At 57.0% G+C, this 20,803-nt stretch carries 20 protein-coding genes and 1 pseudogene; 12 read left to right on the top strand and 9 right to left on the bottom strand.

Going from position 1 to position 20,803, the window contains the following annotated elements; genetic code table 11:
- Positions 1-189: 189 nt before the first annotated feature.
- Both tag and ACMGG5_RS06805 read left to right on the top strand, forming a co-directional pair.
- Positions 190-771, top strand: coding sequence for a DNA-3-methyladenine glycosylase I (gene tag, locus ACMGG5_RS06810; protein WP_024909083.1), 582 nt, complete (start codon positions 190-192; stop codon positions 769-771).
- Complete coding sequence (locus ACMGG5_RS06805) at positions 749-1,195, top strand: N-acetyltransferase (protein ID WP_024909082.1); 447 nt, start codon at positions 749-751, stop codon at positions 1,193-1,195. The genes tag and ACMGG5_RS06805 overlap by 23 nt, the downstream gene beginning before the upstream one ends.
- Here ACMGG5_RS06805 and ACMGG5_RS06800 read toward each other — a convergent pair.
- Positions 1,158-3,437: a molybdopterin guanine dinucleotide-containing S/N-oxide reductase gene (locus tag ACMGG5_RS06800; protein WP_420278608.1), complete on the bottom strand. Its 2,280-nt coding sequence runs from the start codon at positions 3,435-3,437 to the stop codon at positions 1,158-1,160. The genes ACMGG5_RS06805 and ACMGG5_RS06800 overlap by 38 nt on opposite strands.
- 212 nt (positions 3,438-3,649) lie before the next feature.
- On the opposite strand from ACMGG5_RS06800, the gene ACMGG5_RS06795 reads away from it, so the two are divergent.
- From ACMGG5_RS06795 to ghrB, 6 genes are all read left to right on the top strand, one after another.
- A complete protein-coding gene (locus ACMGG5_RS06795; protein ID WP_024909080.1) occupies positions 3,650-4,312 on the top strand; it encodes an OmpA family lipoprotein in 663 nt (220 codons plus the stop codon).
- Between the two features lie 145 nt (positions 4,313-4,457).
- Positions 4,458-5,474, top strand: coding sequence for a LacI family DNA-binding transcriptional regulator (locus ACMGG5_RS06790; protein WP_008502761.1), 1,017 nt, complete (start codon positions 4,458-4,460; stop codon positions 5,472-5,474).
- Between the two features lie 103 nt (positions 5,475-5,577).
- Positions 5,578-6,327: a sugar phosphate isomerase/epimerase family protein gene (locus ACMGG5_RS06785; protein ID WP_420277639.1), complete on the top strand. Its 750-nt coding sequence runs from the start codon at positions 5,578-5,580 to the stop codon at positions 6,325-6,327.
- Between the two features lie 3 nt (positions 6,328-6,330).
- Positions 6,331-7,269 (top strand): sugar kinase, encoded by a 939-nt coding sequence (locus tag ACMGG5_RS06780; RefSeq protein WP_267215398.1) that lies wholly within the window; start codon positions 6,331-6,333, stop codon positions 7,267-7,269.
- A gap of 117 nt (positions 7,270-7,386) precedes the next feature.
- Positions 7,387-8,667 (top strand): MFS transporter, encoded by a 1,281-nt coding sequence (locus tag ACMGG5_RS06775; RefSeq protein WP_024909077.1) that lies wholly within the window; start codon positions 7,387-7,389, stop codon positions 8,665-8,667.
- A 26-nt stretch (positions 8,668-8,693) separates the two neighbouring features.
- Positions 8,694-9,668 carry a glyoxylate/hydroxypyruvate reductase GhrB gene (gene ghrB, locus ACMGG5_RS06770; RefSeq protein WP_420277638.1) on the top strand — a complete coding sequence of 325 codons (975 nt, stop codon included), beginning with the start codon at positions 8,694-8,696 and terminating at the stop codon, positions 9,666-9,668.
- A 58-nt stretch (positions 9,669-9,726) separates the two neighbouring features.
- Here ghrB and cspE read toward each other — a convergent pair whose 3' ends face one another.
- Positions 9,727-9,939, bottom strand: coding sequence for an RNA chaperone/antiterminator CspA (cspE, locus tag ACMGG5_RS06765; RefSeq protein WP_003860775.1), 213 nt, complete (start codon positions 9,937-9,939; stop codon positions 9,727-9,729).
- Between the two features lie 245 nt (positions 9,940-10,184).
- Positions 10,185-10,895: a DUF3053 domain-containing protein gene (locus tag ACMGG5_RS06760; RefSeq protein ID WP_024909075.1), complete on the bottom strand. Its 711-nt coding sequence runs from the start codon at positions 10,893-10,895 to the stop codon at positions 10,185-10,187.
- Between the two features lie 331 nt (positions 10,896-11,226).
- Here ACMGG5_RS06760 and ACMGG5_RS06755 point away from each other — a divergent pair, with 331 nt between their 5' ends.
- The gene (locus ACMGG5_RS06755) at positions 11,227-11,514 is read left to right on the top strand and encodes an HTH-type transcriptional regulator (protein ID WP_008502755.1); all 288 of its coding nucleotides are present in this window, start codon (positions 11,227-11,229) and stop codon (positions 11,512-11,514) included.
- Between the two features lie 39 nt (positions 11,515-11,553).
- Here ACMGG5_RS06755 and ACMGG5_RS06750 read toward each other — a convergent pair whose 3' ends face one another.
- Positions 11,554-13,173: an ABC-F family ATP-binding cassette domain-containing protein gene (locus ACMGG5_RS06750; RefSeq protein WP_420277637.1), complete on the bottom strand. Its 1,620-nt coding sequence runs from the start codon at positions 13,171-13,173 to the stop codon at positions 11,554-11,556.
- Between the two features lie 844 nt (positions 13,174-14,017).
- On the opposite strand from ACMGG5_RS06750, the pseudogene ACMGG5_RS06745 reads away from it, so the two are divergent.
- Positions 14,018-14,251: pseudogene (locus tag ACMGG5_RS06745) on the top strand (hypothetical protein); the annotation flags it as partial.
- The gene (locus ACMGG5_RS06740; RefSeq protein WP_420278607.1) at positions 14,155-14,532 is read left to right on the top strand and encodes a hypothetical protein; all 378 of its coding nucleotides are present in this window, start codon (positions 14,155-14,157) and stop codon (positions 14,530-14,532) included. The pseudogene ACMGG5_RS06745 and the gene ACMGG5_RS06740, both read left to right, overlap by 97 nt.
- Positions 14,533-14,625: 93 nt before the next feature.
- Here the strand turns inward: ACMGG5_RS06740 and glyS are convergent, their stop codons facing one another.
- The 3 genes from glyS to ACMGG5_RS06725 all read right to left on the bottom strand — a co-directional run bounded on the left by glyS (position 14,626) and on the right by ACMGG5_RS06725 (position 18,082).
- Positions 14,626-16,695, bottom strand: a complete 2,070-nt coding sequence (gene glyS / locus ACMGG5_RS06735; RefSeq protein ID WP_420277636.1) for a glycine--tRNA ligase subunit beta — start codon at positions 16,693-16,695, stop codon at positions 14,626-14,628.
- 9 nt (positions 16,696-16,704) lie between these two features.
- Entirely contained in the window at positions 16,705-17,616 is a 912-nt protein-coding gene (glyQ, locus tag ACMGG5_RS06730) for a glycine--tRNA ligase subunit alpha (RefSeq protein WP_003860141.1), read from the bottom strand.
- 160 nt (positions 17,617-17,776) lie between these two features.
- Positions 17,777-18,082 (bottom strand): YsaB family lipoprotein, encoded by a 306-nt coding sequence (locus ACMGG5_RS06725; protein ID WP_024909071.1) that lies wholly within the window; start codon positions 18,080-18,082, stop codon positions 17,777-17,779.
- A 183-nt stretch (positions 18,083-18,265) separates the two neighbouring features.
- On the opposite strand from ACMGG5_RS06725, the gene ACMGG5_RS06720 reads away from it, so the two are divergent.
- Positions 18,266-19,261 (top strand): acyltransferase, encoded by a 996-nt coding sequence (locus ACMGG5_RS06720; protein ID WP_061716181.1) that lies wholly within the window; start codon positions 18,266-18,268, stop codon positions 19,259-19,261.
- Here ACMGG5_RS06720 and ACMGG5_RS06715 read toward each other — a convergent pair.
- Both ACMGG5_RS06715 and ACMGG5_RS06710 read right to left on the bottom strand, forming a co-directional pair.
- Positions 19,254-20,174: a GlxA family transcriptional regulator gene (locus ACMGG5_RS06715; protein WP_420277635.1), complete on the bottom strand. Its 921-nt coding sequence runs from the start codon at positions 20,172-20,174 to the stop codon at positions 19,254-19,256. The two genes, ACMGG5_RS06720 and ACMGG5_RS06715, sit on opposite strands and share 8 nt — an antisense overlap.
- Complete coding sequence (locus ACMGG5_RS06710) at positions 20,174-20,713, bottom strand: isochorismatase family protein (protein WP_061716183.1); 540 nt, start codon at positions 20,711-20,713, stop codon at positions 20,174-20,176. Before ACMGG5_RS06710 ends, ACMGG5_RS06715 begins: the two co-directional genes overlap by 1 nt.
- Between the last annotated feature and the right edge of the window lie 90 nt (positions 20,714-20,803).

The following is a 20,803-nucleotide window of genomic DNA, read 5'->3' as shown; positions in this document are numbered from 1 at the left end:
GGCGGCAAGGGAGTGAATCCCCAGGAGCTTACATAAGTAAGTGACTGGGGTGAACGAGCGCAGCCAACGCACATGCAACTTGAAGTATGACGGGTATAGCCCTGTATTAACTATTGTCTTTATAGTAAACACGTCAAGCCAGTCAGAACGAAATTTTTGCGAAATCAGTATCAATAAGGGAGATGACGGATGGAACGTTGCGGTTGGGTGAGCCAGGATCAGCTTTATATCGACTATCACGATCGGGAATGGGGCGTGCCCGAAACGGATGGCAAAAAACTCTTTGAGATGATCTGCCTGGAGGGCCAGCAGGCGGGGTTATCGTGGATTACCGTATTGAAAAAACGCGAAAACTATCGCAACGCCTTTCACCAGTTCGATCCTGTCGCCGTCGCTGCGATGACCGATGAGGACGTCGAGCGACTGGTGCAGGATGCCGGCATCATCCGCCATCGCGGTAAGATCCAGGCCATCATCGGTAACGCACGCGCTTATCTGGCGATGGAGCAAAACGGCGAATCATTTTCAGATTTTGTCTGGACGTTTGTGAACAACGATCCTCAGGTTACCCAGGCCGCCACGCTCGCGGAAATCCCGGCCTCCACCCCGGCCTCGGATGCGCTCTCGAAGGCCCTGAAAAAACGCGGCTTTAAGTTTGTCGGCTCCACCATCTGCTACGCCTTTATGCAGGCCTGTGGCCTGGTCAACGACCACGTTACCGGCTGCTTCTGTCATCCGGGAGGCCATCATGATCCGCAAATGGCAAAGTGAAAATACCGCTCCGCTTCTGAGCCTGTGGCTTGAAAGCACCACGGAAGCACATCCGTTTATCGAGCCAGGTTACTGGAAAGAGAACGAGGCCATGGTGCGGGATGTTTACCTGCCGTCAGCCGAAACCTGGGTCTGGGAACAGGATGGCAAACCTTGCGGATTTATCAGCGTGATGCAGTCTCAGTTTGTCGGCGCGCTGTTTGTCGCACCGTCATGCATCGGGAAAGGCATCGGGCGCGCGCTGCTGAACTATGTTCAACAGCGCTTCCCGCACTTAAGCCTGGAGGTGTACCAGAAAAATGTTCGGGCGGTGAACTTCTACCATGCGCAGGGCTTTCGCATTGAAGACAGCGCCTGGCAGGATGACACCCAGCACCCGACGTGGATCATGAGCTGGCAGGCGGATCAAACGCCGTTAAGGTAAGTGCGGGCCCCTGATATTTCTCGACCCAGGCCAGGGCCGTATTCCCTGCGCAACCGTTCCCCAGCTTCGAGCTGGGGAGATCTTTGGTCAGCACGTTAACCGCCCCGTTTTTACAGATACCGCCTTCGGCAAGCTCAAGGTCAGGCCATGCGCCCTGATGAATACAGATCACGCCCTGTTTAATCCCGTCGCTCACCACCGCCCCTGCCAGCACCTGCCCGCGCGAGTTCCAGACGCGCACCACGTCGCCGTCCGCAATCCCGCGGGCTTGCGCATCGAGGGTATTCAGCGTGATCGGCTCTCGCCCGGCGACCGCATACCGCTCGCGCAGAGAGGTATAGTTAAGCTGGCTGTGCAAACGGTGCGCGGGATGCGCTGACAACACCTGCAGCTGCTCCGGCTGGGCGTTACCATGCCACTCGTCCGGCTCAAGCCACATAGGGTGTGGCGGGCAGTCGGCATAGCCAAAGCTGGCGATGCGCTCGCTGTGGATCACAATCTTTCCGCTCTCGGTTCTCAGCGGGTGGTTCTCGGGGTCGCGGCGGAAATCGGCAAAACGGACAAACTTCGCGTTCTGTTCACTCTCCGGCATCTCGACGATCTGGTTCGCCTCCCAGAACTCAGCAAAGGGCGGAAGCGTCACGCCCTGCGCCGCGCCGCGCTGTCCGGCAATCTGGTAGAAGGTCTCCAGCCATTGCAGATCGCTTTTCCCTTCGGTAAAACGCGCGCGACCGCCCGCTTCCCACAGCTCGCTCAGTTCAGCAAACACGTCAAAATCATCACGTGCTTCATCTCGCGGGGCCACTACGCGCTTCATCGGGACCATATGCTGGTTGCTGTAGTCGCCGGTCATGGTGAGATCGTTACGCTCAAACGAGGTGGTCGCCGGGAGCACGATGTCGGCGTGTTTGGCCGAGCCGGTCCAGAAGCACTCGGAAATCACCACCAGCTCCGGCTTTTGCCAGGCGCGGATCAGGCGGTTGGTATCCTGATGGTGCGTGAAGTTCGACCCGCCCGCCCACCAGACAAATTTAATATCCGGGAAGTGGCGGTCCAGACCGTTGTGCTGATAAAAACCGCCCGGATTCTCCAGGGCTTCAACAATACGCGCCACCGGGATTTTATCCACAGCATCCACGCCGCCCTGCACCGAGCCTTGCAGAGACGCCAGCACCGCCGCTTTACGCGTGGGGTTACCGCCATTGGCAAAATGATAGGAGAGACCAAAACCGCCGCCCGGCGTACCGATCTGCCCAAGCATCGCGGCAAGGGTCACCAGCATCCAGTGTTTTTGCTCGCCAAACTGCTGGCGCTGCATCCCCCAGCCGGACATTAACATCGTGGTGTTTTTATGGAACAACGCCGCCAGTTCGCGGAGTTTTTCCGCTGTAACGCCACAAATCGCTGCTGCCCACTCTGCCGTTTTCGCCACCCCATCGGACTGGCCCGTCAGGTAGTCGGCGAACTTATCGAAGCCGGTGGTACAGCGCGTCAGGAATTCGACATCGTGCCAGCCGTTTTCGACCAGCGTATGGGCGATACCCAGCATCATTGCCACGTCGGTGCCCATATGGGGGGCAATCCACTCGGCGCTGTCGCCGAAGAAATCCATGGTTTCAGAGCGCATGGGGTCAATGCAGATGATGCGCTTACCGCTTTTGCGCAGCGCGTCGAAATATCCAATGCCCTGCTCGTCGCTGGCATTCCAGGCAATTTTCAATGTGTTAAGGGGGTTAGCGCTCCAGAGCACGACCACATCGGTATGCTCCAGCACCAGCGGCCAGCTGGTTTGCTGCTGGTACACTTCGTTCCCCCCCACGACGTACGGCATGATCGCCTGCGCCGCACCGGTGGAGTAATCCCCCAGATGACCGGTATAGCCTCCTGCCAGGCTCACATAGCGCTGCAGCAGCGTTGAAGCCTTATGCAGCACCCCGTTAGAACGCCAGCCGTAGGACCCGGCGAAAATGGACGACGGACCGTAACTGTCGCGAATGCGCTTGTGCTGGGCGTGGATAAGCGCCAGCGCGTCATCCCAGCTCACGCGAACAAACTCATCCTGACCGCGAACTCCCTGCGGCTTGTCCGGCGAGGCCAGAAAACCTTTACGCACCATCGGCCAGCGCACACGCGTTTTGCTATGCACCTGATCGCGAACGACGGTCTGTAACGAGTTGGGATGTTGTGTTGGCAATGCCCCGCGGGACGACAGAACATTTTCGCCATCAGTTTCGACCAGCATCGGTCCCCAGTGGGCGGCGGTCAGAATGGTTTTCGTTGAGGTGCTCAAGCGTGCGCTCCTGGTTGCGTGCAGGTTTTACGGCCTTCTTGCTGAGGCAGTTTATGGTTTGTCACAAATTTCAGAGTTATACCCGGAATTTTCTCCGTATCTGGACGTCATAATCAACTGCCACGCTCGCCGTGGCAAAGAATAAAAAGGATTAAGGAAAGAAGATGAAAAAACGCGTACTCGTTATTGCCGCTCTGGTGAGCGGTGCCCTGGCTGTTTCTGGCTGCACAACCAACCCTTACACCGGTGAACGCGAAGCGGGTAAATCCGGCATTGGCGCAGGTATCGGCTCGCTAGTCGGCGCAGGCGTTGGGGCGCTCTCCTCCTCCAAGAAAGACCGCGGCAAAGGCGCGCTGATTGGCGCAGCGGCAGGCGCAGCGCTTGGCGGCGGCGTAGGCTATTACATGGACGTGCAGGAAGCGAAGCTGCGCGACAAAATGAAGGGAACCGGCGTGAGCGTGACGCGCAGCGGCGATAACATCATCCTGAACATGCCGAACAACGTGACCTTCGACAGCAGCAGCGCAACGCTGAAACCGGCTGGTGCGAATACCCTGACCGGCGTGGCGATGGTGCTGAAAGAGTACAACAAGACCGCTGTAAACGTGATGGGCTACACCGACAGCACCGGCAGCCAGGATCTGAACATGCGTCTGTCCCAGCAGCGCGCCGACGCCGTGGCCAGCTCGCTGATTACCCAGGGCGTTGAAGCGAACCGCATCCGCACCAGCGGCATGGGCCCTGCCAACCCTATCGCCAGCAACAGCACGGCGGAAGGCAAAGCGCAGAACCGCCGCGTTGAGATTACGTTAAGCCCAATTCAGTAATCGCATTTCCCCCTCTCCCCGTGGGAGAGGGTTGGGGTGAGGGCACCAGACCACACCCCAGGTAAGCGCAGCGCCACCAGGCAAATTACTTGATTCGTCCGATTTTCCCGCTAAGGTATTCTCACTAAATTCAGGGAAATCAGCGATGAGCAAACCAGCCCGGGCCACCATCAGCGACGTGGCGAAAGCCGCCAAAACCGGTAAAACCAGCATTTCGCGCTACCTCAATGGCGAGAAACACCTGTTGTCCGACGCACTGCTGGCGCGTATTGAACAAGCCATTGCCGATCTCGACTACCGTCCCAGCCTCATGGCGCGCGGGCTCAAACGTGGTCGCACCCGCCTTATCGGGCTTATCATCGCCGATATCACCAACCCCTATTCCGTGAACGTGCTTAGCGGTATTGAAGCCGCCTGTCGCGAGAAGGGTTTCACGCCGCTGGTCTGTAATACCAACAACGAAGTCGATCAGGAGCTGCATTACCTCGACCTGCTGCGCAGCTATCAGGTGGAAGGGATCGTGGTTAACGCGGTGGGCATGCGCGAAGAGGGGTTAAACCGCCTGCAGCAATCCTCCCTGCCGATGGTCCTTATCGACCGTAAAATCCCGGAATTTGCCTGCGATGTCGTCGGGCTGGATAACACCCAGGCCGCCACGACCGCCACCGAACATCTGATCGAACAGGGCTTCGAGGCCATTCTGTTTCTGAGTGAACCGCTGGGGATGGTCAACACCCGTCGCGAGCGCCTGAGCGCATTTCGTGCCACGCTGGAGCGATATCCCGGCGTGATCGCCGAAAATGCCGAAACGCCGCTTCACGAGGCGGGGCAGCTCGACAACACCCTGCGTCAGTTCCATACGCGCCATCGCGGGATGCGCAAAGCCGTTATCTCCGCCAACGGGGCGCTGACGCTCCAGGTCGCCCGCTCGCTCAAGCGTATTGGCCTGCACTGGGGCAGCGATATCGGTCTGCTGGGGTTTGATGAGCTGGAGTGGGCGGAGCTGGCCGGCGTCGGCATTACGACACTCAAACAACCCACCTGGCAGATTGGCTATGCCGCTGTTGAACAAGTGGTTCGTCGTATTGAAGGCACCAGCGATGCCGTTCGCGAGCAGGTCTTCTCCGGCGAGCTGATCGTTCGCGGCTCCACCGCGCGTTAAATTTCCCTTGTGATAGCGATCATAAATTCAACATCCTGACCTTTTCTTTGGAACCGGTTCCATCTAGCGTAATAGTATTGATATGTTGCGATGGAGTCCGAAGATGGGCAGGAAAATTATGGTGGTCACCGCCGCGTACGGTGCGGAACAGGTGCGACAGGCGGGCGGTCAGCGGGCGATGCTGCCCGTTATTGCAGGCGCAGGGGCAGACGGCGTGGAGATCCGCCGGGAACTGTTCAGCAGCGACGAGCTGCTGGCGCTGCCGGCGCTGGGAGAATCCATTGAGCTGCTCGGCCTGCTGGCGTGCTACTCCGCCCCCGCCGCCCTGTTTATGCCAGACGGCACCCTCAACCCGGACCTGACCCGCTATCTCTCTGAGGCCAGCACTCTGAACGCCCTGTGGCTGAAGGTTTCCCTGGGCCATTTCCTCGACGCGCAGCCTCTCGACGCCCTGCGTAGCCTGCTGAACGCAAGCGGCATGGCGCTGGTCGTGGAGAACGATCAGACCGACTGCGGACAGCTCGCCCCCATGCAGCGCTTCCAGGCCGCCTGCCGGGAAATGGCGCTCCCCGTCACGCTGACCTTCGACATGGGCAACTGGCTGTGGGTTGGCGATTCGCCTGAAGAAGCCGCACGTCATCTGGCCCCTGCGGTGAGCTATATCCACGTTAAAGCCGCCGTGCCGCATAAAGATAACTTCCGCGCCGTGGCACCGGACCACGCCGATGCACGCTGGCTGGATCTGCTCGGCCAGCTGCCTGCCGATGCCCCACGCGGGATCGAGTTCCCGCTGGAAGGGACGGATTTAACCGCCGTTACCCGCCATTACGTCAACCTGCTGCGCGAGGAGTAAATCATGCACAAGACGCTGGATGTCATCACGATCGGCGAAGCCATGGCGATGTTTGTCGCCACTGAAACGGGCGAACTGAGCGCGGTAGAGCACTTTATCAAGCGCGTCGCAGGCGCAGAGCTCAACGTCGCGACCGGCCTGGCGCGTCTCGGCCTGAACGTGGGCTGGGTCAGCCGCGTGGGGGATGACAGCTTTGGCCATTTCGTTCTCGATTCGCTGAAAAAAGAGGGTATCGATGCTGCAGGCGTCACCCTTGACGGACGCTTCCCTACCGGGTTTCAGCTTAAATCCAAGGTCGAAAATGGAACCGATCCCATTGTGGAGTATTTCCGCAAAGGATCGGCCGCAAGCCACCTCTCTGTTGCGGATTACCACGCCGACTATTTCGCCTCCGCGCGCCACCTGCACCTGAGCGGCGTGGCGGCAGCGCTCTCTGCCAGCTCGTATGAACTGCTGGATCATGCGGCAGCCACTCTGAAAGCCCAGGGAAAAACGATCTCGTTCGATCCTAACCTGCGTCCGGTGCTGTGGAAAAGCGAAGCGGAAATGGTGGAGAAACTGAACCGTCTGGCGTTCAGAGCGGACTGGGTTCTGCCGGGGCTGAAAGAAGGGATGATCCTGACGGGTGAAAATACGCCGGAAGGCATTGCTGATTTCTATCTGAATAAAGGGGTAAAAGCGGTAGTGCTGAAGACCGGTGCCGATGGCGCATGGTTCAAGACGGCCAACGGCGAACAGGGCGCGGTCGCGGCGGTGAAGGTTGAGAACGTTGTCGACACGGTCGGCGCGGGCGACGGTTTTGCCGTTGGCGTAATTAGCGCCCTGCTGGAAGGCAAAACGCTGCAGAAGGCCGTCGCGCGGGGCAACAAGATTGGCTCGCTGGCCATTCAGGTGCAGGGCGACAGCGAAGGATTACCCACCCGAGCACAGCTCGGAGTATGAATTCCCTCTCCCGGTGGGAGAGGGCCAGGGTGAGGGCAACAAGCCGCACCAGATAATTAAGCCACCGTGTACCCTACAGACAACGGCGGTAACAACCTCAACAACAGAGGCAAGCCTATGAACAGTTCGACCAATGCAGTAAAACGCTGGTGGTACATCATGCCAATCGTGTTTATCACGTACAGCCTGGCGTACCTTGACCGTGCCAACTTCAGCTTCGCGTCCGCGGCGGGGATCACAGAGGACCTTGGCATCACAAAAGGTATCTCCTCCCTGCTGGGTGCCCTTTTCTTCCTGGGCTACTTCTTCTTCCAGATCCCCGGCGCGATTTATGCGGAACGCCGCAGCGTGCGTAAGCTGATCTTCATCTGTCTGATCCTGTGGGGCGCCTGCGCGTCACTGACCGGCATGGTGAACAATATTCCTGCCCTGGCCGCCATTCGCTTTATCCTCGGCGTCGTTGAGGCGGCGGTTATGCCCGCGATGCTGATCTACATCAGCAACTGGTTTACCAAATCTGAACGCTCGCGCGCGAATACCTTCCTGATCCTCGGTAACCCGGTCACGGTACTGTGGATGTCGGTGGTGTCCGGCTACCTGATCCAGTCCTTCGGCTGGCGCGAAATGTTTATCATCGAAGGGGTGCCGGCGATTATCTGGGCCTTCTGCTGGTGGGTGCTGGTGAAAGATAAACCTGCCCAGGCGAAATGGCTTTCCGAAGATGAAAAAGCGGCGCTGCAGGCGCAGCTGGACAAAGAACAGCAAGGTCTGAAGGCGGTACGTAACTATGGTGAAGCCTTCCGCTCGCGCAACGTGATCCTGCTCTGCGCGCAGTACTTTACCTGGAGCATTGGCGTGTACGGTTTTGTGCTGTGGCTGCCGTCCATTATCCGCAGCGGCGGTGAAAACCTCGGCATGGTCGAAGTAGGCTGGCTGTCATCCGTACCGTATCTGGCGGCAACCATCGCGATGATTATCGTTTCCTGGGCGTCGGACAAGCTGCAGAACCGCAAGCTGTTTGTCTGGCCGCTGCTGCTGATTGCTGCCTTCGCCTTTATTGGCTCCTGGGCCGTGGGCGCAAACCATTTCTGGGCCTCTTATACCCTGCTGGTGATTGCCGGTGCGGCCATGTACGCCCCTTACGGACCGTTCTTTGCCATCATCCCGGAGATGCTGCCGCGTAACGTTGCGGGTGGTGCAATGGCATTGATTAACAGCATGGGTGCACTGGGCTCGTTCTGCGGCTCCTGGTTCGTCGGTTACCTGAACGGTGCCACCGGCAGTCCGTCCGCATCGTACATCTTTATGGGGGTGGCGCTTTTCGCCTCTGTGTGGCTTACTCTGGTTGTTAAGCCTGCTAATAATCAACAACACCCTGTCGGCGCTCGACACGCCTGAATCCTTAAAAATCAACGGAGATTAGCATGAAGCCGTCCGTCATTTTGTATAAAGCACTGCCGGAAGATCTGCAGAAACGTCTTGAAGAACACTTCACCGTCACCCAGGTGAAGAACCTGCGCCCGGAAACCGTGGCGCAGCACGCCGACGCGTTCGCCAGCGCCGAAGGCCTGCTGGGTTCAAGCGAGAAAGTGGATGTCGCCCTGCTGGAGAAAATGCCGAAGCTTCGTGCTACCTCTACCGTTTCCGTGGGTTACGACAACTTTGATGTGGACGCCCTTAACGTCCGCAAGATCCTGCTGATGCATACGCCGCATGCCCTGACGGAAACCGTGGCCGACACGCTGATGGCGCTGATGCTCACCACGGCCCGTCGCGTAGTGGAAGTCGCCGAGCGCGTCAAAGCGGGCGAGTGGACAAAAAGCATTGGTCCGGACTGGTTCGGCGTGGACGTTCACGGTAAAACGCTGGGCATTGTCGGTATGGGGCGTATCGGGCTGGCACTGGCGCAGCGCGCGCATTTTGGTTTTAACATGCCGATTCTGTATAACGCGCGTCGCCACCACAGTGAAGCCGAAGAACGCTTCAACGCCCGTTACTGCGAGCTGGATACCCTGCTGCAGGAGGCCGATTTTGTCTGCCTTGTCCTGCCGCTGACGGACGAAACCCGTCATCTGATTGGCAAAGAGGCTTTTGAAAAGATGAAGACGTCAGCCATTTTCATCAACGCGGGTCGTGGCCCGGTGGTAGATGAGAAGGCGCTGATTGAGGCCCTGCAGAAAGGTGAGATCCATGCAGCAGGTCTGGACGTCTTTGAGCAGGAGCCGCTGCCGGTGGATTCGCCACTGCTTTCGCTGCCTAACGTGGTTGCGCTGCCGCACATCGGCTCAGCCACCCATGAGACGCGCTACAACATGGCGGCCACTGCGGTCGATAATCTCATCGCCGCCCTTAGCGGAAAGGTGGAGATAAACTGCGTGAACCCGCAGGTGCAACGATAGAAACGAAAAAACCCGCCAGAAGGCGGGTTTTTGAATTTTGTGCTACTGGGTTGGAAGCTTACAGGCTTACAACGTTACCAGCTGCTGGGCCTTTAGCGCCGCTTTCGATGGTGAAAGACACTTTCTGACCTTCGTCCAGAGATTTGTAGCCATCGTTCTGGATAGCAGAGAAGTGTACGAACACGTCTTTAGAGCCATCGTCAGGAGTGATGAAGCCGAAACCTTTATCAGCGTTGAACCATTTAACCAGACCAGTCATTTTAGCAGACATAGAAATTACCTTATTAACAAATATATTGTGCCTTCCGGCTTGATGGATTGCGTTACAGATTTTTAAGCGATGAAGGAAGGGTCACAACGAAGGGTATCTATGGATAACAATCTGGACTGCTTTACTAAACTGCTTTAGGTCTGTGTAACAAACCGACGGGGATAGTTATACCGATGTGGTAGAGGAATGACAAGCGTTATTTTCGCTATGCATAAAAAACCCCGCCAGAAGCGGGGTTTTTCGGTTTATTCTGTGGCAGTGACTGCGGCACTCCAGGCCTGGCTAAAGGCCTGATGCTGGGAGGCCAGCGGCCCAATCAGCGTATTGTACTGGCTTGCCTGCTGCGAGGTCGGGAACTGAATACCGTTGGCAACAAAGCTCACCTGCGTATTCTGCTGGGCGATAAAGTCACCCACCTGGACCAGCTGCTGCGTGAAGATTTGCGCGGCCGGGATCAGCGGTTGCAGCGCTTCAGACGGCTTGGTCACCACTTTCTCATACACTTTGTCGAAGACCGGTTTGAGATCGTCGCCCTGCTTCAGCGCAGAACGTGACGCGTCAGCCTGCATTTTCGCATTCTGCAACTGCTGGCTCAGCACGCCAAGCGCACCGTTGGACTGGCGAAGCGGTTCACGCTGCGTCATATAATCCTGCGGAACGCGAATGGCGTTCACGCTATCCACCACGGGACGGATACCGGAATCCATCGCCTGGCTCACCTGCTGTGAATAACCATATAGAATGGCGTAATCGGACACGAAGGGGCCAAACTGTTTTTTCTGATCCGCAGTCAGCGTCGGCAACCGTTCGCCGCTGCGCATCACTGTATTCTGCAGAAAATCGATAAACGCTTTGCGCTGATCGCCTTCTTTATCAAAACACCCACTCAGGCTAACAACCATCAACAACGCCGCAATAGGCGCAAACCAGCGAGAGCAGGACTTTCCTGTCGCCATTTTATTACTCCTTTCACCCAAAAAAGCGCACACCGGCACACGCGTGCCCGACGCTGACAAGGATAGTCCAGGTCAGCCTTGCAAGATACTCTTTTCATGCAAAACGGCTATTGCCGATTTATTTCTTACCATTTACAAAAAAATACCTGGCGAAGCCGACATATGACTAATCAGGGAATTAGCATAACTATCCATATCGCTGAATCGGGTAAAGCGAGCTTGACCGCACGATTAATCACACCCGTGACGATCCTGGGTTGGTATTAGGGACTATTCTTAATTGGCTCTCTGATGTTCTTGATCACGATGTGAGATTTAAGAGGAGTCCTCAATGGAATATAAAGATCCTGAGTTTGAACTGCTGAGCAGTCTGGAACAGATCATTTTTAAAGATGTACCGCAGACGATTACCCTGCAACAAAAATCCAATCCCTTTACAGAATATGAGCAATTGCGCAAAGGGACAGGACTGAAAACGGAAGAATTCGCCAGAGCGATGGGTGTCAGCGTGGCTATGGTGCAGGAGTGGGAGTCAAAACGTGAGAAACCCACCCCAACCGAGTTAAGGCTGATGCGCCTGATTCAGGCCAACCCTGCACTCAGCAAACAGATAGCGTAGTGAAGATTGAATGCCCCCGCCTTTGCGGGGGCTTGTGTTTTAAAGGCTATCACAACGCCAGCCCGCCTCTTCCCACACCAGCTCATGCGTTAATGTTAATCCTCTTAGAAAAGCCTCATCGTGTGATACCACCAGCAGAGCCCCGGGGAAACCGGCCAGCGCGGCTTCAATGGCCTGGACCGAGGCCAGATCCAGATGGTTGGTCGGTTCATCCAGCAGCAGAAGCTGCGTGGCCTCCGCGCGCCACAGCACGCAGGCCAGGGCGGCCTTAAGACGCTCGCCGCCGCTGAGCTCCGCCAGCGGGAGCATCACTTTGTCAGCTCCCAATTGAAGCTGCGCCAGACGGGTTCGTAATACCCCCTCTTCCAGAGGCGTATGACTCAGGTTGAGATGCGTCATGACCGACTGCAAAAGATCGAGCCGGGACAGATGTTGGTCGAGATAAGCGCAGCTGACGGATACCTTACAGGTACCCGAACGGGGAGCAATCTCGCCGAGGAGGGTTTTTAACAGCGTCGATTTGCCGCAGCCGTTCGGCCCCTTTAACGCCACGCGCATCGGTCCATCCATCCGCCAGTTGAGCGGAGGAACAGGCACATGCGGCAGCACCAGATCCTCCAGCACCAATACCTGCTTCCCCTCCGGGATCTGACTCCCCGGCAGGGTGAACATGACCGGGTTATCGTCTTCAACGCGTTCACGCGCCTTGTTAACCGCGGCGTTCAGCGCTTCATTTTGCTCGCTGTGCTGTTTTTTCCAGGAGCCGATCCGCTCCTTTGCCGCGCCTTTATATTTGACCCGCTCGAACGACGCGATATTCAGGGTATCGACGGTGCGCAATGTCTTTGCCGAACGCCGCTGGCTGTCGTCATGCTCTTTTTGCATGCGTACCCGAGTGCGTTTTCGCTCGGTTGCAGCATGCTCCAGCGCCGCGCGGGCCGCCTGCTGTTCGGCATCGCGCTGGGTTTGATAATCCGCATAATTCCCGCCGTAGCTGCGCAGACCCGAGGCGCTCAGCTCAAGGATACGGGGTACCTGAGCCAGTAACTCACGGTCATGGGAGGCCACCAGTACTCCGCCCTGATACCGACTCAACTGGTCGTAGAACCACGCCCGGCCTTGTCGATCCAGATGGTTAGTGGGTTCGTCCAGCAGCAGGAAATCCGCTTTCGCCGTAAACGCCCCACACAGCAGGGCGCGAATGCGCTCGCCGCCGCTGAGTTCAATGGCGGGCTTATCCGGATCAAACGGTGGGAGCTGCGCATTCATAAACGCCTCGCCCAGGCGCTCAGCGACATCCCAGTGGCCATCGAGCAACGCCAGATCGTCAGGCTGGTAATCGCCGCTGTCGATGCGCTTACGCGCCTTAAAAATCGCGTCATACCCGAGCAGTTCAGCCAGCGCCGTCTGCGGAGAAATAGCGTGCTGCTGCGCCACCCAGGCATGCGAGCCAAAGCGTTCAATATGACCGGTAGCCGGTTCGTCCATCCCCGCCAGCAGACGCAGCAGACGCGTTTTCCCGCTGCCGTTGCGGCCAACCAGCGCGCACAGGGAGGGTTCCAGCGTGAGATTCAGCGGACCAAAAAGAATATCGCCCGTCGGAAACTGACAGGTGACCTGATGCAAAATAAAAGAAGGGGGCTGCGCAAAATGAGCCATAAGCACTCCTGAATGAAATCAAAACATCCCCTGCCGACGCGATGGCGTTTAGCAAGGATCGAAATTCATCAGTCGTGTTTGTTCATTTTTGGGGGGCGCTCCAGCGCGAGAAAGTTAACGCGATAAGGATAGCGGTAATGTGTTGACGGTTTCAAGGTTAAATTTTGGACGACTTATACTCCCTCTCCCTTTGGGCTGAGGGATCCCCACAAATTAATGCGAGCAGTGAACAATCCCCTCGCCCCTTTGGGGAGAGGGTTAGGGTGAGGGGGAGCATACGGCTCTGGTGGTCATTCCGTTCACTTTATGTTCCTTGCTACTCTGTAACGACAATACCCGTGAACGTGCCAGGGTGGCTCAGTCGCCACCACCCTGGCTACCCGGGCTCCCGGCGGTAAATCGCCGCTACGCGGTACCTTCGGCTTATTCCTTCCGGCTTATCGGGGACGGGCGGAGGTAACATCCCTGTAAAGCCCGCCCTCTCGGCGCATCCATGCGCCTCGCCCCGGCCTACAGGAAACGCCTCAGCGATTTACAGCCGGACCATAGCGTCGCTGTAAGACCTCTGCCCGCAGTATGCTTTTCATTGCGGTAATTTTGCGAGTCTCTTTCCAGAAATGGTAATATCCTCAGTGGCATAGCTCAAATCTGTTGCCGCCTGTTTTGATGAGCAGTAAGTTCTCTTCGCACCTGCAAAATCAGGTGCCGGGTTTAGCATCCCGGCTTATCTTATCGGCGGCACATTTTGTGCAGCATGCTTTGCTACATCTCAATGGTGGGCTGAGCAGGGGCATCGAAAGATGCGCCGGTATCCGATAAGGCCGGTGATGCTAACTCTGTTCAGTCCACCACCAGCGAAGTTAGCATTTCCGGTGGTGGAAGCTTTATCACTTATCGGAGGCTGCCAATATGGCTACTACCCCAACCCACGCTCATTCTTTATTCACCCTGCCCTTCAACCACACCACCGACTTCACCGAACTGGCGGATAACTGCGAACGTTTTACCGACGCACTGGTTGATTGCGAAGAACCCGCCCCAAAAATGGCGCTTTACGGCAGACTTTTTTCCTGTCTGAATCTTCTGCAACCCGCGCTTCTGGATCCTGTTCCGGACGCTTTAAAAGCCCGCCTGACCGTGAAGGAACTCCCGTCACGCGTTCCGGCTTTTGAACCCGAGTGCGATCAGCTGGGGCGCTACTGTCAGGAGATTACGCAGTTGCTGATGAACGGCACACTGCCGCGACAATCTGCAATCGTGATGGAAGATTTGCTGTGTGAACTGGTCAGCTACTTTGCCGATACGCTGAAGGCACCGCGCTGGCTGCAGACGGATGAAGGTACAGTCGCGATCGGCTAAACCTGCCGGATGACGCTGCGCTTATCCGGCCTACAAAAGATCCATAAAAAAACCCGCCGAAGCGGGTTTTTAGCATTTGTCACAACGGGCACATTACTGCAGCAGCGAAATATCCGCCACGCGCAGGAACAGCTCACGCAGTTTCTCGAGCATAGAGAGACGGTTAATACGCAGCTCTTTATCTTCTACGTTTACCATCACCCTCTCGAAGAAGGCGTCGATAACGTCACGCAGCTCGGCCAGCTCCACCAGCGCTTCCTGGTAGCGACCTTCCGCGAAGTACGGCTCGAGCTTGTCGCGCAGCACCACAACCTGCATCGCCAGGGCGATCTCTTCCGGCTCTTTCAGCGTCGCGGCGTTTACGCGCTCGTTCAGCGTCTCGTCGGATTTCGCCAGAATGTTGGATACACGCTTGTTGGCCGCGGCCAGGGCAGATGCCGCTTCCAGCGTACGGAAGTGGGAAACCGCCTTCATACGCGCATCGAAATCAGCCGGACAGGTCGGACGACGCGCCAGCACCGCCTGAATTGTGTCAACGGTGTAACCTTCGTCCTGATACCAGGCGCGGAAACGACCGAGCATGAAGTCGATGACGTCATCCACCACGTTCGCGTTGGTCAGCTTGTCGCCGTACAGACGCACCGCTTCTTCGGTCAGGGTCTGCAGATCCAGGTTCAGGTTCTTCTCAACGATAATACGCAGCACGCCCAGCGCAGCACGACGCAGCGCAAACGGGTCTTTGTCGCCTTTCGGATGCTGACCGATACCAAAGATACCCGCCAGGGTGTCCATCTTATCGGCAATCGCTACAGCACAGGCAACCGGGTTGGACGGCAGTTCGTCACCCGCAAAGCGCGGCTGATACTGCTCGTTCAGGGCCACAGCCACGTCTTCCGCTTCGCCATCGTGACGCGCGTAGTGCATGCCCATCACGCCCTGGGTGTCGGTAAATTCGAACACCATGTTGGTCATCAGGTCGCACTTGGACAGCAGACCCGCACGCGTCGCGTGGTTAACGTCCGCACCAATTTCACGGGCAATCCAGCCGGACAGCTCCGCGATACGGTCGGTCTTGTCGCGCAGAGTACCCAGCTGCTGCTGGAACAGCACGGTCTGCAGGCGCGGCAGGTTATCTTCCAGACGTTTTTTACGGTCGGTATTGAAGAAGAACTCGGCATCCGCCAGACGTGGGCGCACGACCTTCTCGTTACCGGAGATAATCTGGATCGGATCTTTCGATTCGATGTTCGCCACAAAGATGAAGTTTGGCAGCAGCTTGCCGTCGTTGGCATAGACCGGGAAGTACTTCTGGTCACCCTTCATGGTGTACACCAGCGCTTCAGCCGGTACGGCCAGGAATTTCTCTTCAAACTTCGCGGTCAGCACAACCGGCCATTCAACCAGAGAGGTCACTTCTTCCAGCAGGCTTTCGCTCAGGTCGGCGTTACCGCCAATCTGGCGCGCCGCTTCTTCGGCGTCCGCTTTGATTTTGGCTTTACGCTGTTCGTAGTCGGCAATAACTTTACCGCGCTCCAGCAGGATTTGCGGATACTGGTCGGCATTGTCGATAGTGAACTCAGGCTCGCCCATAAAGCGGTGGCCGCGGATCACGCGATCGGACGCCACGCCCAGAATGGTGGCCGGAATAACGGTGTCGCCCAGCAGCAGGGTCACGGTGTGAACCGGACGCACGAAGTGCACGTCAGACGCGCCCCAGCGCATCAGCTTAGGAATCGGCAGCTTCGCCAGAGACGTGGCAATCATGTCCGGCAGCAGCGCTTCCGCGCTTTCGCCCTTCACGTGCGCACGGTACAGCAGCCACTCGCCTTTATCCGTGGTCAGACGCTCGGCCTGATCAACGGTGATGCCGCAGCCGCGCGCCCAGCCTTCAGCCGCTTTGCTCGGTTTGCCTTCCGCGTCAAAGGCCTGGGCAATCGCCGGGCCACGTTTTTCGACTTCGCGATCCGGCTGAGACGCCGCCAGATTTGCCACTTTCAGCGCCAGACGGCGCGGTGCAGCAAACCACTCAATGTTACCGTGTGCCAGGCCAGCGTTATCCAGCTCGGCAGTCACGTTCGCAGCGAAAGATTCAGCCAGGCTGCGCAGGGCTTTTGGTGGCAGCTCTTCGGTGCCGATTTCCACCAGGAAAGTTTTCTCAGACATGGCCGCCTCTTATTTGTTTCGGTTGCACATCGGGAAGCCAAGGGCTTCACGGGACGCGTAGTAAGCTTCTGCAACGGCTTTGGTCAGGGTACGAATACGCAGGATGTAGCGCTGACGTTCAGTCACGGAGATGGCTTTGCGGGCGTCCAGCAGGTTGAAGCTGTGGGCGGCCTTCAGAATACGCTCGTAGGCAGGCAGCGGCAGCGGAGTCTCCAGCGCCAGCAGCTGCTGCGCTTCTTTCTCGTACTGCTCGAAGCAGGTGAACAGGAAGTCCACGTCCGCGTATTCGAAGTTATAGGTGGATTGCTCCACTTCGTTCTGATGGAACACGTCGCCGTAGGTGGTTTTACCCAGCGGGCCGTCGCTCCAGACCAGGTCGTAAACGCTGTCTACGCCCTGAATGTACATCGCCAGACGTTCCAGACCGTAGGTGATTTCACCGGTGATCGGCTTACATTCCAGACCACCCACCTGCTGGAAGTAGGTGAACTGGGTCACTTCCATGCCGTTCAGCCACACTTCCCAACCCAGACCCCAGGCACCCAGCGTTGGGTTTTCCCAGTTATCTTCCACGAAACGGATGTCGTGGATGGTTGGATCCATACCCAGCTCTTTCAGCGACCCGAGGTACAGTTCCTGAATGTTGTCGGGTGATGGCTTAATCACCACCTGGAACTGATAGTAATGCTGCAGACGGTTCGGGTTCTCACCGTAACGACCATCGGTCGGACGACGGGAAGGCTGCACATAAGCAGTCGCCATTGGCTCTGGACCCAACGCGCGTAAGCTGGTCATCGGGTGTGAAGTGCCGGCGCCGACTTCCATGTCCAAAGGTTGAACAATGGTACAGCCCTGACGAGCCCAGTAATCCTGTAAGGTCAGGATCAGGCCCTGGAAGGTCTTGGTATCAAACTTTTGCATAGTATTTCGTGCTGGATACGTGTGGTTTTAAATGGAAGGGACCAGTATACCCGCTGGCTGCAAGATATACAGTACGAAACGGGGTTGTTTAGGGAAAATTGGGAAATAAGCCTTCCGGCCAGAACGCTGACGGCGTCTGGCTGTTGATTATACGAGCAGACTAACGCATGGAGAGGTGTAAAAACTGGCCGTCCGCATCAAACGAGCAGACAAAGCCCTCTTTGCGCGACGTATGGCCCCGCAGCTCATAGCTGCCCTGAAAACGTTCGAAGCCGGTAACGTCAATTTTCTGCACGTCCGAGTTATAGCGGCGAGCAGCCCGATCTTTACAGAGCGCTTCCATATTCAGTGAACGTTCCGGGCTCATTTTACCCTGCTGCGCTTTTTGCACAGGGGCTTCCTGTGGCGCACTGCATCCCGCCAGGATCAACAGCAGAAAGAGTGACGCCACACGCTTCATCATCATTTTTATTACCGCCCTGGTCAGTGGCTGTTATTTTTAGTATCAACGCTTTTATAGATTATGGTCCGGCATTCTGCGAATCTCGTGGCCTCCCGACAAGCCTGCGGAATAAAACTCAGAATTTTCCAAACGAAGACATTTGGACAATGGGAGTCACACTCAATTTACAGGGAATACGAGGAACTGATGCAGTCAAAAATTAACTGGATTGATAACCTGCGAGGAATAGCCTGTCTGATGGTGGTCATGATCCACACGACGACCTGGTATGTCACGAATGCGCACAGCATCAGCCCCGTTAACTGGGATATCGCCAATATTCTCAACTCTGCGTCACGCGTCAGCGTGCCGCTGTTCTTTATGATTTCCGGCTTTCTCTTTTTTGGCGAACGCAGCGCGCAGCCGAGGCACTTCATTCGCATCGCGGCCTGCCTGGGGTTCTACAGCGCCGTTGCCTTGCTCTATATCACTCTGTTCACCTCAATAAACGCCGGACTATCGCTGAAATACGTGCTGCAAAAACCGGTGTTCTACCACCTGTGGTTCTTCTTCGCCATTATCGTTATCTATCTGGTCTCCCCGCTCATCCAGGTAAAAAACGTCAGCGGTAAAATGCTGCTGGCCCTGATGGTGGTGGCTGGCATTATTGCCAACCCGAATACGCTCTCACAGAAAATCGACGGATTTGAGTGGCTTCCGGTCAATCTCTATATCAACGGCGATACTTTTTACTACGTGCTTTACGGCATGCTGGGGCGCGCCATCGGAATGATGGATACGCAAAAACGCGGTCTGAACTGGCTCTGCGGGGCGCTGTTTATCGCTGGCGTGGCGGTGATTTCACGCGGGACGCTGCACGAGCTGCAGTGGCGCGGCAATTTTGCCGATACCTGGTATCTGTATTGCGGGCCGATGGTCTTTATCTGTGCCGTCTCGCTGCTCACGCTCGCCAAAAACACCCTGAACGCGCGTCCCGTGCCCGTGCTGAGTCTGATCTCGCGGCACTCTCTCGGGATTTACGGTTTTCACGCGCTGGTGATCCACGCGCTGCGCACGAGAGGCATTGAGCTAAAAAGCTGGCCGGCGCTGGATATCGTCTGGATTTTTGCCGCCACGCTGGCGATCAGCCTGCTGCTGTCGATGCTGCTGCAAAAAATCGACGCTCGCCGCTTCGTCAGCTAATGCTTCGCTGCCGGGCGCGATGGTACTGGCGCGGGGAGGAAAACCCTGCCGCCAGTGAAGCCTGCTCCACGCCGCGCCCTTGCAATAGCCACTGCTCCGCCACCGCCAGACGCAGCTGCTCCAGATAATCGCGAACGCTAATGCCTAAATGTGACTGGAAAAACCGGGTGAGATGACGCGGGCTAACGTGCGCCAGTGCGGCAATGTCAGGCAAGCTCCACGTTTTATGCGGCTCGGCGGTGAGCGCATCCTGCGCCCGATGAATCGCCGGATGAAGATGATTGCGGTAGCGTAGCCACGGAGATAGCTGGGGATCGTCACCGGAACGGCGGAACCAGACCACCATCTCACGCGCCACGGCCAGCGCCTTTTCGGGGCCGCACAGGCGGTTAATCATATGCAGCGCCAGATCGATGCCCGACGTGATCCCCGCGCTGGTCCAGATGTTCTCGTCCTGCACAAAGATGCGGTTTTCTTTAATCGTCGCCGTGGGAGCTGCGGTGCGTAAACGGCTGATAACGTCATGGTGGGTTGTACACTGCCGGTTGTTCAGCAGGCCCGACTTCGCCGCCAGTAAGGCTCCGGAACAGACGCACATCACCGTGATATCCCGGCGCTGAATGACCGGCTGCAGGCGCATCAGCCAGTGCTGTATCTGTAACGCCTGTGGTGTCGAAAACTGACTGCGGGAGTCGCTCACGCCGGGCAATACCAGCAGGCTCCCCTCAGGAAGCCTTTCCGGTAACGGCTGGATGCCGCTCATCGTCAGGCCTATCGACGTCGGAACCTCCGGTTGCGGGCCGATGTAATGCAGACGAAACGCGTCGCCAGCCAGCACAAAGGTCTCTGCCGGGCCGGTCATGTCTAATGACAGCACACCGGGCAACATCACGAACCAAACGTCGATGCTCATTACAGGGACTCCAGCGTCTCCGCTACCGTTTTAATCTCGGCAAAACGCCCCGAAAGTACCGTCTCGGTACGATGGCGAATTTCCGCTGCGCTAAGGGTAATGCCCCTGTACGTCATCGGAAACGTCAGCGTTGCCTCACTGACAAAGGTCACAGCATAGCCCAGATCGGATGCCACCCGGGCGGTGGTTTCGCAGCATTGCTCAGTGCGAATGCCGCAGATAATCAGCTGGTTGATATCACGCTCGCGCAGCCAGCGATCGAGCCCGGTATCCGTGAAGGCATTATGGACGTGTTTCTGGAAAACTACATCCGGCTGATGACGTAAAAAGGCCATCGGTTTGACAAAGCCGCTCTCCAGGGTAAAGGGACCGTCTTCATCCACATGAAAAATATCAACGACCGGAATATTGCGCGCCTGGCAGCCTTCAATCAGCCCCAGCATCGCCTGCTGAAAGGCAGGAATATCGTCCTCCTGCCAGTAATTGCGATGATGGAACGACTGCTGAGTATCAATATTGATGAGTGAAATGCGTGACATGATGGATCTCCTTGCCAGTGGGTGTAACACCATACTGGCAAGGAAATAAAGGCACGCACAGACCAAAAAAGGACATCCTCGTGCCTTTCC

Origin of the sequence: Enterobacter sp. BNK-34, from assembly GCF_048684445.1 — a bacterium.
Taxonomy (GTDB): Bacteria; Pseudomonadota; Gammaproteobacteria; order Enterobacterales; family Enterobacteriaceae; genus Enterobacter; species Enterobacter pseudoroggenkampii.
This window is presented reverse-complemented; position numbering and strand designations above follow the sequence as displayed.